Consider the following 12,671-nt stretch of genomic DNA (forward strand, 5'->3'; position numbering starts at 1 on the left):
TTTTTTCAAGCAGAAGACGGCATACGAGATCTGCGTATGTGACTGGAGTTCTGACGTGTGCTCTTCCGATCTAACGGAAAGCGCACCTTCTCTGTGGTCACTGCCGAGAGAAACCACGTGTCCGGCTCTCTCATAGAACTGTGCCAGACGGGAACCCAGGTATGCAGGGTAACCCTCCTCACCGGGCATCTCCTCCAGACGTCCTGACATCTCACGAAGAGCCTCGGCCCAGCGTGATGTGGAGTCTGCCATCAGGGCTACGGAGTAACCCATATCACGGAAATATTCCGCTATGGTAATACCTGTATAGATAGAAGCCTCCCTTGCCGCAACAGGCATATCTGAAGTGTTTGCAATCAACACTGTCCTTTCCATCAGAGACTGACCGGTCTTCGGGTCTTTCAACTCCGGAAACTCATTCAGAACATCCGTCATTTCATTTCCACGTTCTCCACAGCCAATATACACTACAATATCTGCCTCAGCCCATTTCGCCAGCTGATGTTGAATTACCGTCTTTCCACTGCCAAAAGGTCCGGGAACCGAAGCGACACCACCTCTCGCAATTGGGAACAACGTATCCACTACCCTCTGCCCTGTTATAAGAGGTTTATTCGGAGCCTTCTTTTCTTTGTAAGGACGTCCTTTTCTAACCGGCCACTTCTGCATAAGAGTCAATTCTTTTTCACCCTCATTTGTTTTTATTGTGGCAACAACTTCCGTGACATCATAAGTACCCGCATTGATACTTGTTATTTCTCCTTTGATTCCATATGGAACCATAATTTTCTGTGTGACAACTGTTGTCTCTTTTACAGTACCTATGACATCTCCCGCTTCCACAATGTCACCTACTTTTGCAGTCGGCTCAAATTTCCATTTTAACTCTCTTTTGAGCGAAGGAACCTGAACTCCTCTTCTCAAAAGATTTCCAGAAACTTTCATGATATCATCTAACGGTCTCTGTATTCCATCATAAATGCTTCCAATCAATCCCGGTCCAAGTTCAACAGACATTGGTGCACCTGTTGACACTACCGGTTCGCCGGGACCCAATCCCGACGTTTCTTCGTAAACCTGAATGGAAGCCTTGTCACCATGCATTTCTATAATCTCGCCAATAAGCTGTTTGTCACTTACTCTTACAACATCAAACATATTGGCATCTCTCATCCCCTCTGCAATAACTAAAGGTCCCGCAACCTTTCTTATAATCCCCTTGCTATACTCCATGTCTTTTCCTTTCCGGTTATCCCGTTATATGTTTTAACCGCTTTTTGTCAAATCTAATTATTTCCAAAAACAATATCGGAACCTATTGCCTGTTCTACAGCATCCTTCACTCCCTGTATTCCTGCCCCGGTATTTCCCAAGACACCGGGTATAAGAATAATAGCAGGACTAACATGTTCCCTAAATTTTTCTATTTCATCACTTATTTTTTCTGCCAGCGACTCTGTAATATAAATGATAGCATATTCTCCATTTGCCAGTCTTCGCAGCTCATGTGCTGCTGCCACTGCATCCGATAAAGGGAATATATCCAGCCCCAGCGCACTGAAACCATAGATACTATCATAATCGCCCATCACAGCTACCTTATGCATACATTACCCTTACCCTTTCTTTTAAAAACTCATTGTCAAAACCATTCTGTTTTCCTGACAAAATAATTTTTATTGTTTTTATCTCTATATCTCTGGCAATAGCATACGCTACAATCGGACCAATAGAAAATGCATTATATTTTTCCGGTTTAATGTCCTGAATAATTTTATTATCACACCAACACTCGAATACAGACATTGATTTTTTGAGAGCCGAAACCGCCTCACTGTAACCTGCACTCTCCAGATAACCGCATACACTATCAATTCCCCCATCAACGGAAGCTGTCAAATCTGTTATGCTTACTCCCTCACAAGGTACAACACATTTTTTTACAAACTCACTGTCTTTGTTTGTTGCTGCACAGCGTACAGCAATTTTAATGTCCGCCACAGTCACTACGGTATCCGCATATTTCTGTATCAAACCATTCTTAGATTTTTTCCCCGCCTGTCTAACAGCTTTCAGCGTAGCTCTGTCAATAATAATATCACACAACTGACCACTTCCTGTCTGTAATAACATTTCTGTTGCTTCCTTTGCCGCCTCTGACATATCCGGAGGAAGTGATGAGTATTGCCCCTGTTTAATACACTCTTTTAAAAATTCAGGTTCTAACCTGCATCCGGTATAAAACATATTTTTTGCCTCGCCTGAGGTACAGACCTGTTTAATAGCTGCTTTCAAATTATGAAATTCATCACCTATCGAAAGAATTTCAATCTCGTTATCATCACCGGCTAATTCTCTGATAAGCTGCTTTGTTTTGTCTTTTTCATTTTGCAGCATTTCTTCCAAAGGCTGTTCTATGTCTCCATTTCCCCAGCCCTTATCCCTCAAAAAATTCAGGCACTCGTTATAATCTGAACATTGCAGAAGAGCAGCGATTGTATCATCCGAAAATAAATTTCCTTCCAATGCCCTAATTCTGGCAACACCATAAGTATATTCCATTTCCATGGCATTACCTCCTAATTCGTTTTCTCAAATAATGACTTATTTGCAATATCCTTTAATCTATCTAAGTTTGCTGCAAACAACGCTTTTATGGTACAGTTTTCTTCAATCTCACCATAAGTCAGAATAAAACCATCCTCAATATCTCTCGCATCAGAACTTATCTCCAGAGAACCTCCTCTGCTTTTAGAGATATCTTTTATCTTTCCCCGAAAATCTTTCGGAAGCCGCTCTAAATCTTTTGCATTAAAGTATATTACTCCACAACCGTCACTTACATTTGACTCAAGTATTTTACCTATGAAATCAAAATATTTTTCATCGCTAAAACTATGAATTGTTTCCTGCGCCTGAGCAATTACTTTATTGATACACTCTTGTCTGGCCTTTAGCAGAGAATTTCTTTTTTTAAACTCCGCACCGGATTTTGTCTTTTCTTCATAAAGCTTTCTATCTGCCTGAGCTTTTTTCTCAATCTTCTCTATTTCCAAAGCTGTTTCTTTTTTTGCCTGCTCCATAAACGAATTGCAATACTCATCAGCCTGTTTTAAGATTTCATCTGCCTCAGCTTTTGCCTGCCTATGAATTTCTTCTACTATGCTGTCTAATCCGCTCATACACTGCTCCTTTCCTTATAACGCAATTCCATTAATTGCAAGGAATGAGATAAGAAGTGCAAGAATTGCATATGTCTCAACCATAGCCGGGAAAAGCATAGCTTTTGCAAACTGTTCAGGTCTTTTTGCAATAATTCCAATACTTGCCGCAGATGTTCTTCCCTGATACTTTCCGGATACAAGACCAACAATTGCAATCGGAAGACATGCCGCTAATATTTCGAGTCCTTGAAGAGCTGTAATTGTCACTGCTCCGCCTCCGATAATTCCAATTTTTGACAGAGTAACAAATCCAATCAAAAGTCCGTAAAGTCCCTGTGTACCAGGTAACAGCTGCATTACTAAAACTTTTGCAAATTTGGATGGGTCCTCTGTCATAACTCCTGATGCTGCCTGGCCTGCCGTACCGACACCGATAGCCGAACCCATTCCCGCCATAAGCACTGCCAACGCTGCGCCGAGAAGTGCATAAAAAGTTCCTAAGTTTTCAAAAAAGTCTCCAAATGTCATAATTAATTCTCCTTTACATTGACGTATTTTGTATTCTCTTTAAATGGCATAAATTCTCTACTTCCGCCTTCATAGAACTTACCAAAAAACTCGACATATTGAAGTCTATTGGTATGAACATATGCGCCAAGAAGATTAATTGCCATATTGAATATATGTCCAAAAATAAACACTGCAATAAATAATATCACTCCTACGAATGACCTGCCTCCCATAGCCGCCATCGTATTAATAACCTGTGCGATAACTCCGGTTGCCAGCCCTAAGGCTAAAAGTCTCGAATACGAGAGTAAATCACTGAGCCAGCTTGTTGTATCATATAGACTATATGCTCCAAGTAATAGTCTTTTTGCAGGATTTTTTGCCCTTCTTCCTGCCATAAGCAATATTCCAAGCATACCACCGATTGCCATAATCTTTGCCAATAGATTTACAGCTGGTGGAAACACAATCATAGTCCCTGCCAGTGATGAAAAAATGCTGGTTGGTATCAATAAAAGAATTAATCCTATCAAAAATACATACCAAAAAACCACATCGCATATAAAAGACATCACATCTCTTTGTCTTAACATCATATATCCTTTGATTGCCAGACCTGTAAACAAATGAATAATACCAAAAATCATACAATATATAAGCATTGTCATTGGTTTCTTAATCGGCTCAAACCAAAGTGCCGGAATGGCAATATCTACTCCAAAAAATGTATTTCCGATTACGGTAATCGCATCACCAAAGTATCCTCCAAACAATATGCCCCAAGCCAGCGTGGAGAGACCGCAGTTCTTAAACATTCTAAGCGATTTCTGCATGGAATCGGACATATTTGGAAATTTTTTCAATGCCCATAAGCACCCCAAAAACATCAAGAGACCATATGCTGCGTCACTGAGCATAATCCCAAACAAAAAATAATAGAAAAATGCAGTAATTTTTGTTGGGTCAATCTCATGTTTTGCCGGATATCCAAAAGAAGTCACAACCCCTTCTACCGCTCCCGCTGTCTTTCCATTAGATAACAACACCGGAACCTCTTCATGATTCCCCGGTTCCTCAACATCGAATGCTACCGTGAATTTCTTTTCTATTTTTTCTTTTAATGCTTTTATTTCCTTTTCGGGAATATAACCACTAATAAAAAAGGTATGCTTTGACTGTAAAACCTTACCTACCACTCTATACTTATCTGCCCTGACAGTATAATAGTCTACAATCTGTTTTACCTCATTTCGCATCATTGCAGCATGCCCTATCTCAGCTTTTATCTCCTCAATCTCACGAACAGCTTCTTCAATTCTTTTTTCTCTATTTTCTATTGAAACAGCAGGAACATGATGTGCCATAACAGGCGGTCTGCTAAACCCAAGCTGTCTCAATGCCTTTTCTACTGCTTCCTGGTGTTCTTTTATATAAGTACATGTAATATATGTCTGGTATTTATCAGCCATAATAACCTGTATATACACATGTTCCGGCATTTTCTCAATCTGCTCCACCTTCAATATAATCTGTTCCTGATTATACGAACCTGTAATGCTTCCTGCCATAAAGCCCGTTTTCTTTGTTCCCTGATAATTCATAGGTACATCCAAAGATAACCAAGGCTGTAATGCCTGAATTTCTTCTTTATTTTTTATGATTTGTGCTTCTCTGTCATCAATAACTTTTTTTTGCTGAATCACCTTATTAACTAGAGACATAGTCTTTTGTTGATTATCCACAGTCTCTAAATAATCGGAATCTGAAATCTGACGCTTTCCCTCCAGAGAGGAAAATATTGACTTATCTTCCGGCATATACATCTGCATGATTTCCAGAGCATTTTCCGCCAAAGCAGCATTTCTCTCGAAAATAGAAATCTGGGTCGCAGTATTTGTCTTGGCAAATATCGTATCCTCTGATTCGCTTTCTATTATTTCAAGACAGCCTTTCCGTTGTAAGAGTTCAAGAATCCTTTTTCGATTCTCTTTCATAGCGCATATATTAATTTTGCGCATTTGCAAAACTGCCATAAATCCTCCTAAATTAATGCGTCAATAACAGCATTTACTGTTATTTCTTCCCTTTTTAGTGCAGTATTCTTTAACTCAGATACCTTACTATCAATCTTTTTATTGTATTCTCTATTATATTCATTGCATTCCTGCACAACAATATCCATATCTTTTTTTGCCTTTTCCTGTGCTTTTTGCAATAAATCGTTTCTGTACTGCACCGCTTTCACTTTAATTTCCTGCTTCATATCCGCTGCATTATCATTTGCAGTAGACACTATTTTTTCTGCATCCATTTCTGCAATACGAACTGCATCAACTGTCTCTTTTATCACATTGACACCATCCTTTCATTATGTTTTTTTATCCAAAAAACATACATTTTATTTACTTTAAATACACTTTCTAATCATAAGTCATCCATTTTTTGTATACAAGTTGCAATTTTTATCAACTGTATGTATTTTTTACATTGTATGTTTTTTATATAACTTGCATACTCTTTATTATTTTGAATGAATACATATTTTTTACTATACCATAATATTCCAAAAACATGTATAAAAAATGAACAAACTTTATCTTTTTTCAAACGGTTTCATCTAGCAGCCTCAAAAAAGAAACTGCCACATAACATTCTTAGACTTTTGTTATGCGACAGTCTCTTTCTTAAGGTTTTACAACTATATTTCCCCAGTCATAATCTACCTCTTTTATTGTTTCGTCTACTACTTTTAATATATTGTTATATAAAAACTGATGTCCTTCATAAGAACTCATTTTGGTATTTTCATATAGACTTTTTGCCACATCAAATGTAGAAAAACTATGAATCTCCCGGCTATAAACATAATCACCATTTTCTAAAACTGCAAAAGCCCTCACTCTATACTTTGCATTCAGTTCCTTCTTAGAATATGGACCAAAAGTAATTGTTCTTACGAAATATGTTGCCGTTTCTGAATCTCCCATGCTTACAGCTGCTGTTCCCAATGTCGTCGATAAAAAAGATTTGACATACATTTTATTACTTCCCACAACCATGTCACTATCTTTTATATCAAATTTTGTTTCATCCACCGAATCAACACCATATATCAGTCCCCATTTTTCAACTTTCTTTCCACAGATTGTTTTCTCCACAGAACCAACTGTTCTAATTCCACCCAATGTGGCACTAATTTGAAAACCTTCTATCCTCACATCTCTGCTCGTCAAAACATCATCTCTGTAAACCGCTCCGTCCGGTAATATTCTCTGACCATCAGCTGTTTCAAAATGGAACTTTTGCATAGAACTGTTGACGTTTTCCGCATTTGCTAAAATATAATATTCACTATCATTTGGATTGACCAGAAGATATTTCCCTGTCTTTACTGATTTGATTGCCAGCTGTACACCATCATCCAGTCTCTCTAAAATAAATTTGGACTCATCGCTCACTGTATCTTCGTTGGCAGTAACATAAAATCCATTGGAGCCATAAGCTGCCCTCACATATTTTTCTGTTACAAGTGATTTGAGAGAGATTGTTCCGTCAGAATTTATCTCCACACGCAATTGTTCCCAGTCTCCTCTGCTTGTACTTCTGGACAATATAGTCGTATCTTTTGTACCATTTTTAAGCTGGGCATACTTGTCATTAGATTCTGATTTTAAGAACATATATCCCTGATTATCACTCGTTGCTGTCTCAAATTTGAAATAATCAAAGTTGCAGACATGTTCCGTGTCTGATTTAAATATTACATATATATTTTGAAGTCCTTTGACTCTGGCAGTATCTACTGTTATCTCTTTCCAGTCGCTCCAATCTCCAGTATTATCCAGCACTGCTTTCGCTATAATTGTACCGTCTGTTGCTCCCAGTCGAAACTCAACAATCCCCTGTTTTCCTTGACTTTCAGTTTTTCTTGAATATCTTAACTTTAATTTAGATGCCCCTATATTTCCAAAATCAACATTATAATACGCAGTATAATTCTCATTTTTGATTCCTCCAAGGCTTCTTTCTCCACTTGTTCCTGAACTCTTCTCAGAAATAAGCCCTCTCGTATAATCCATATCCTCTGCCTCTATTATGGAATATGCATCACGCTCAAGTGTGTTATGATATGTGGGTATGTTCGCCATTAATGAAATTACATTATAAGCCGTATAACACTGCCATGTTATATCTTCAGGCGCCTTTCTATTCCATGTACACTGCTGTATATTTTTAGAGTTTCTGTTCATCCATGCGATTTTTGCATTATCTCTGAAAAAATCCAGATATTCAGGTCTGTTAAAATCAATAATGAACTTTCTGAGATATCTCATCAAGATACCTCTCATCTTTGAATTATCCTCTTTATTTGCATCTTCTTTAATTAGAATATTATTATAGCAAAGGTGTTTAAACACATGTTCAACTGCATTGCAGGCATCTTCATAATATTTCTGTTCTCCATAATGCTCGTACAGCATTGTGGCTGCACCGATAAAAGTACCCTGATTATATGTTGAACACCAGTATTCATGCATTGTATCCCAGACATGTCCTATGTCTTCTCCCTCTTTTTCATACATTGTGCTGTTCCGCCACGAATCAAAAAGATTTTTTGCCTTAGTATAATAGCTTTCATCTCCTGTAGCCATTGCCAGATAACAGGCACCAACAGTAGCCGGTCCATTAATACATGATGTTGTATCATCATTTTCGTGATTCATTTTCCAAATAAGCATACCGTCATTTCTATTATGTGCCCTCTCATACATCAGGTCAAAATTGTTTTTTCCATATGTCAAATATTTTTCATCACCAAACATAAGATAGGCGCGAACAGATGCCAGCACCCCCCATGCAAGGTCATCATTTCAATCCTTCCATGCCCAATTTTCACCGTTTGTAGCTATAAAATCATTATAGGTTGAAACAAACATCTCTTTATAAACTGCTTTTCCCGTCGTCTCATATCCATCCAGCAAAGCTTCCATGATTTCTGCCTCACCCCAAAAGCCATCGTCTGTGCTATGAAGTGTCTGATAGCCTGTTTTGCTGTTTACTTTATAGTATTGCTCCTTATATGCATTAACCATAATATCATTCATTTCTTCGGTAAAGCCATTATATTCCACATCTGTTTTTTTCAATCTCCAAATCTGGCGTGGCTCATTTTCTGCCTTGGTCCAAAGCCTAACCTGAGCCCCATCTTTATCTCTTTTATCCTCATCACTTATAATTTCAGCATATTCACGCTCACCACTATCATTTTTTACAGCAGATATCAAATAAAAACATCCCGAATATGTACCGGAAGTAATTGGAACCACTTCCCATTTATAAATATCTGTTCCATCATTCCCATTAAAATCTAATTTATCTGCATTTTTATTTCCAGTTATTTTCATAGCCTTGTCTGTAACAACATTGGTAAATGTATAATAATTTCCGGATTTTTTAACACGAAATCTCGCCAAATCACTCATTGCTTTTGTGTTCCATACTACACAATCTGCATAGTAATTGGAAACATCGGTCTGTGTAATTGCTTTACCATTGTATGCGGACTCAATCGTATAAATACCTTCTTCTAACACCTCATTTTCCACTGCATTGACATTTACATCTCCCTGATAAATTGGAACAGATATTATTGTCATAATCATTGCAACGAAAACCGCCATAATCCTTTTTACCATTATAATCTACCTCCTTTTATGTTACCGTATCACATTTTTATTTAACATACAATTTAATCTAAAAAATAAATACCATAATAAAAAGAATATTATAAAGGATTCTCTATTATTTATTTTCCTTTATATCGATTATCACATACTCTGACTTGCAGCCGGTTTTAAATTGAATTGCCCAATCCGATATACCTGATGTCACAACAAAATTTGTATTTTTGTTTTTTTCATGTCCATAAACTTTGTCATTTTCTCCACTCCATTCGCCTATATAATTTATCGGTATCAGCTGTCCTCCATGCGTATGTCCGCAAACAACTAAATCCACATTAGCCTTTGTCTGGGCTTCAAAATCATGAGGCTGGTGATCCATCACCATCATAAATTTATCTTGCTCCAGACCACTCACTAATGTTTCCATATCCGCCCTCGAACCACTTCTCTGCTCCTCGGAACGGTCCTGCCTTCCTATAATATAAAATCTGTTATCAATTAAAACATTCTCATCCTCAAGAACCACAACATTATTTTTTTCTAGCTCTTTAACTAAATCATTACCATTATATCCCCGATACTCTTCATCATAATATCCCTTATCATGATTTCCAAAAGAAAAAAAGACACCATATTTTGTCTTTAATTTTCCAAGAGCTGCACATGCATCTATCATATCTTGTCTGGAAGTATCATCATCCACATAATCTCCCGGAATAAGCACTACATCCGGATTTTCCTGATTCATTCTCTCCACATACTCTGCCAAACCTTTTCCATCAAACGTTGAGCCGATGTGTGAATCGGAAAACAGTACCACTCTTATCTTTCCTACCTTCTTTTCCGTCTCAATGGTATAGTCTGTTCTCCATACATTATTTGCCAAATACCATCCAACAGTCAAATATATTGCTGTCAGAACAACAGCAAAAATGCCTGAAAAATAAATCTTAAAATTTTTCTTCCTGAATTTTGAAATGATAGAATTAATCAAGTCACATAGCATCCAAATGGCAACTAAATGAAGAAAAATAATAACCGTGTTAATATATCCCATAAAAATACATGAAACTGCCAAAATAGCAACCACCGCGACTATACTGATAATAACTCCAACACGTTTATTTTCTCTTGAAATCTTATGTATTGTTTTAAATTTATAGAATCTGCTTGATAAAAACACCAATCCTGCAATTGTCACTAAGAACAGTAATATCATAATAAATATCCACATCATTTTTTATTCTCCTATTATACTTTTCTAAATTAAATTTGCATTTTCTTTGAAAAATCTATAAACTCAAGAATCTTATTCTTATCCGTATTTAATATTAACCTGCCATCAAAACCAATATCATCCAATAATTCTCTTGCCAATGTAAATTCACCGACCCAGCTTGGGTCGTGGGCATCTGAACTGACTATAATATAAACTCCCTGTTCCATGCATAACTTCAACATCTTTTTATAATTATCATAACAATTTAACCGAAACTCCTTTTTAACCAGAGAACTGTTATTTAATTCCAGTGCAACATGATATTTCTTTGCTGCCTCTACCAATTTTTCATAATTAAGTGGTGTATGGTCATCATCCGGATGGGAAACAAATTTTACTTTTTCATGCTTCATACAGGAAATCATGTTTTTTGTATTTTGCTCTATTCCTGCATCCGTATAACATTCTTTATGAATCCCCACAATTGCATAATCTAACTTATCCACATAATTCTGCTCCAATGATAATGTTCCATCATTTAATACGTTTATCTCACTGCCATGAATCACGTCTACACCATATAAATTTCTTGGTATGACTTTTAAATTGTTATAGTAGAATGGCTCCATTGTTCCAGGAATCCCCGGTGCATGTTCTGCAAATCCGAGTAATTCTAATTTCTTTTCAGCAGCTGCCTGTGCCATCTCTCTGATAGTTCCATAAGCATGTCCGCTTACTAATGTATGTGTATGAATGTCTGCAACAAAATTATAATTCATTTTTACCTCCATTTGTTAATACTTATTTTTACATTGTAATTTTGAGCTTATTGCATGTCAACAAGAAGATTATCAATGGAAACCTACACATATTACTATTCTTATGATTAATTTTATATATTATCAAGTAATATGAATAAATTCATTAAGTAAAAATTCAACACTTTTACTATTTACATGATACGCTTAATGATAAATTTTCGCCCAAAAAGAATCAGTCTTTCGACTGATTCTTTTCATATTTATGATGTCTAAATAATTCTATTTTCTGTTCCGTTTCCTTACCTCTGTCAATATATTTCTGATTTAATAGTAATTTTGTACCTGATGTTCCTTTTCTATAATCTTTTTCATGCTTTTTAAAAAAAGAACATCCTCTACATTCATTTTCTATTAAACAATTTTTTATCTTTACAACAAAGAAATACAATTTTTCCGTTTCATCTTCAGTAAGTATATGTTCACACAAATAATCAGCATATATTTTAGTATATTTTATATATTCATTATGATTGATTAGAAACACGAATTGACAACTATCTAACATTTTCTCAAGTTTTTCTAAATTTGTTAATCGTTCTTGTATATAATATTCATCATAAAAAACTGACTTTTTTAACATGTCAATAGTTATGTTCCCATGCAATATTTCCTTATAAATACGTTCCTTATTTTTTGATGGAAATGTAATATCTGTTAAATGCTGTAATCCAGCCAAATGGAAATATGTATCCATTGTAAAGCGAAGAAATATTTTATGTTCCTTACACTTTCTTCCCAAAACAATATTGTATTCTTTATTCAGCATACTCTTATATTTTATTGCTGAATCATATAGTATATCATTCAAGTTTTCCTCCTTTTGTCACAAAAAGCTCCGCAATAATGCGAAGCTCTTGTCATATTTTCTTTCGGTTAATACCTAGTCAGATTGTGGAAACTATGCAACCCCCAATTAGTCTGTATACGTTACTCGTCTGACCAAGCAACGTACATTCACGACAAACAGACACTCAAGTTGCCTGCTGTTAATATTATACTAGATTATCCTCTAAATTATGTCAATACATCTATTTTAACTTTTTTCGACCATATTACAATTATCTATATTATAATTAATGTCAGCTTTCCCATGTATATAGTCATATTCTATATTATTTCTTCCATATAATCTCCGCAATAATAAACAGTGCCTTGCCCTATACAACAAAAAATCCCTGAATCTCTTATAAATGAAGGATTCAAGGATTTAATTAAGTACAGGGGTGGAAGGAATCGAACCCTCCTCTGGAGTTTTGGAGACTCTTATTCTACC

11 protein-coding genes and 1 pseudogene are annotated in these 12,671 nt (G+C 36.2%); all 12 read right to left on the reverse strand.

All coding sequences use genetic code 11. The features are described from left to right. Positions 1-1,286 precede the first annotated feature (1,286 nt). Complete coding sequence (locus Q5O86_RS09505) at positions 1,287-1,607, reverse strand: V-type ATP synthase subunit F (protein WP_302626911.1); 321 nt, start codon at positions 1,605-1,607, stop codon at positions 1,287-1,289. After that, positions 1,600-2,568: a V-type ATPase subunit gene (locus Q5O86_RS09510; RefSeq protein WP_302626912.1), complete on the reverse strand. Its 969-nt coding sequence runs from the start codon at positions 2,566-2,568 to the stop codon at positions 1,600-1,602. The genes Q5O86_RS09505 and Q5O86_RS09510 overlap by 8 nt, the downstream gene beginning before the upstream one ends. A gap of 11 nt (positions 2,569-2,579) precedes the next feature. Continuing rightward, positions 2,580-3,182: a V-type ATP synthase subunit E gene (locus Q5O86_RS09515; RefSeq protein ID WP_302626913.1), complete on the reverse strand. Its 603-nt coding sequence runs from the start codon at positions 3,180-3,182 to the stop codon at positions 2,580-2,582. A gap of 15 nt (positions 3,183-3,197) precedes the next feature. After that, the gene (locus Q5O86_RS09520) at positions 3,198-3,692 is read right to left on the reverse strand and encodes a V-type ATP synthase subunit K (RefSeq protein ID WP_302626914.1); all 495 of its coding nucleotides are present in this window, start codon (positions 3,690-3,692) and stop codon (positions 3,198-3,200) included. 2 nt (positions 3,693-3,694) lie between these two features. Continuing rightward, the gene (locus Q5O86_RS09525) at positions 3,695-5,707 is read right to left on the reverse strand and encodes a V-type ATP synthase subunit I (RefSeq protein WP_302626915.1); all 2,013 of its coding nucleotides are present in this window, start codon (positions 5,705-5,707) and stop codon (positions 3,695-3,697) included. An 8-nt stretch (positions 5,708-5,715) separates the two neighbouring features. After that, positions 5,716-6,024 carry a hypothetical protein gene (locus Q5O86_RS09530; protein ID WP_302626916.1) on the reverse strand — a complete coding sequence of 103 codons (309 nt, stop codon included), beginning with the start codon at positions 6,022-6,024 and terminating at the stop codon, positions 5,716-5,718. Between the two features lie 334 nt (positions 6,025-6,358). Continuing rightward, positions 6,359-7,822, reverse strand: coding sequence for a carbohydrate-binding protein (locus tag Q5O86_RS09535; protein WP_368074768.1), 1,464 nt, complete (start codon positions 7,820-7,822; stop codon positions 6,359-6,361). 6 nt (positions 7,823-7,828) lie between these two features. After that, positions 7,829-8,533: pseudogene (locus Q5O86_RS09540) on the reverse strand (glycoside hydrolase family 76 protein); the annotation flags it as partial. 12 nt (positions 8,534-8,545) lie between these two features. Further along, a complete protein-coding gene (locus Q5O86_RS09545) occupies positions 8,546-9,370 on the reverse strand; it encodes an RICIN domain-containing protein (RefSeq protein WP_302626917.1) in 825 nt (274 codons plus the stop codon). Between the two features lie 106 nt (positions 9,371-9,476). Beyond that, on the reverse strand, positions 9,477-10,595 hold the full coding sequence (locus tag Q5O86_RS09550; protein WP_302626918.1) for a metallophosphoesterase: 1,119 nt from the start codon (positions 10,593-10,595) through the stop codon (positions 9,477-9,479). 29 nt (positions 10,596-10,624) lie between these two features. Continuing rightward, positions 10,625-11,356: a phosphatase gene (locus tag Q5O86_RS09555; protein WP_302626919.1), complete on the reverse strand. Its 732-nt coding sequence runs from the start codon at positions 11,354-11,356 to the stop codon at positions 10,625-10,627. A 214-nt stretch (positions 11,357-11,570) separates the two neighbouring features. Further along, a complete protein-coding gene (locus Q5O86_RS09560; RefSeq protein WP_302626920.1) occupies positions 11,571-12,206 on the reverse strand; it encodes a PBECR4 domain-containing protein in 636 nt (211 codons plus the stop codon). Positions 12,207-12,671: the final 465 nt, after the last annotated feature.

Origin of the sequence: uncultured Eubacterium sp. (assembly GCF_937958975.1) — a bacterium.
Taxonomy (GTDB): Bacteria; Bacillota; Clostridia; order Lachnospirales; family Lachnospiraceae; genus Eubacterium_G.

What these genes read in the sequence shown, in the direction of transcription:
- Q5O86_RS09545 (WP_302626917.1), bottom strand. Translation starts at nt 9,370, where the DNA reads ATGGTAAAAAGGATTATGGCGGTTTTCGTTGCAATGATTATGACAATA.
- Q5O86_RS09505 (WP_302626911.1), bottom strand. Translation starts at nt 1,607, where the DNA reads ATGCATAAGGTAGCTGTGATGGGCGATTATGATAGTATCTATGGTTTC.
- Q5O86_RS09535 (WP_368074768.1), bottom strand. Translation starts at nt 7,822, where the DNA reads ATGGCGAACATACCCACATATCATAACACACTTGAGCGTGATGCATAT.
- Q5O86_RS09550 (WP_302626918.1), bottom strand. Translation starts at nt 10,595, where the DNA reads ATGATGTGGATATTTATTATGATATTACTGTTCTTAGTGACAATTGCA.
- Q5O86_RS09515 (WP_302626913.1), bottom strand. Translation starts at nt 3,182, where the DNA reads ATGAGCGGATTAGACAGCATAGTAGAAGAAATTCATAGGCAGGCAAAA.
- Q5O86_RS09520 (WP_302626914.1), bottom strand. Translation starts at nt 3,692, where the DNA reads ATGACATTTGGAGACTTTTTTGAAAACTTAGGAACTTTTTATGCACTT.
- Q5O86_RS09510 (WP_302626912.1), bottom strand. Translation starts at nt 2,568, where the DNA reads ATGGAAATGGAATATACTTATGGTGTTGCCAGAATTAGGGCATTGGAA.
- Q5O86_RS09525 (WP_302626915.1), bottom strand. Translation starts at nt 5,707, where the DNA reads ATGGCAGTTTTGCAAATGCGCAAAATTAATATATGCGCTATGAAAGAG.
- Q5O86_RS09555 (WP_302626919.1), bottom strand. Translation starts at nt 11,356, where the DNA reads ATGAATTATAATTTTGTTGCAGACATTCATACACATACATTAGTAAGC.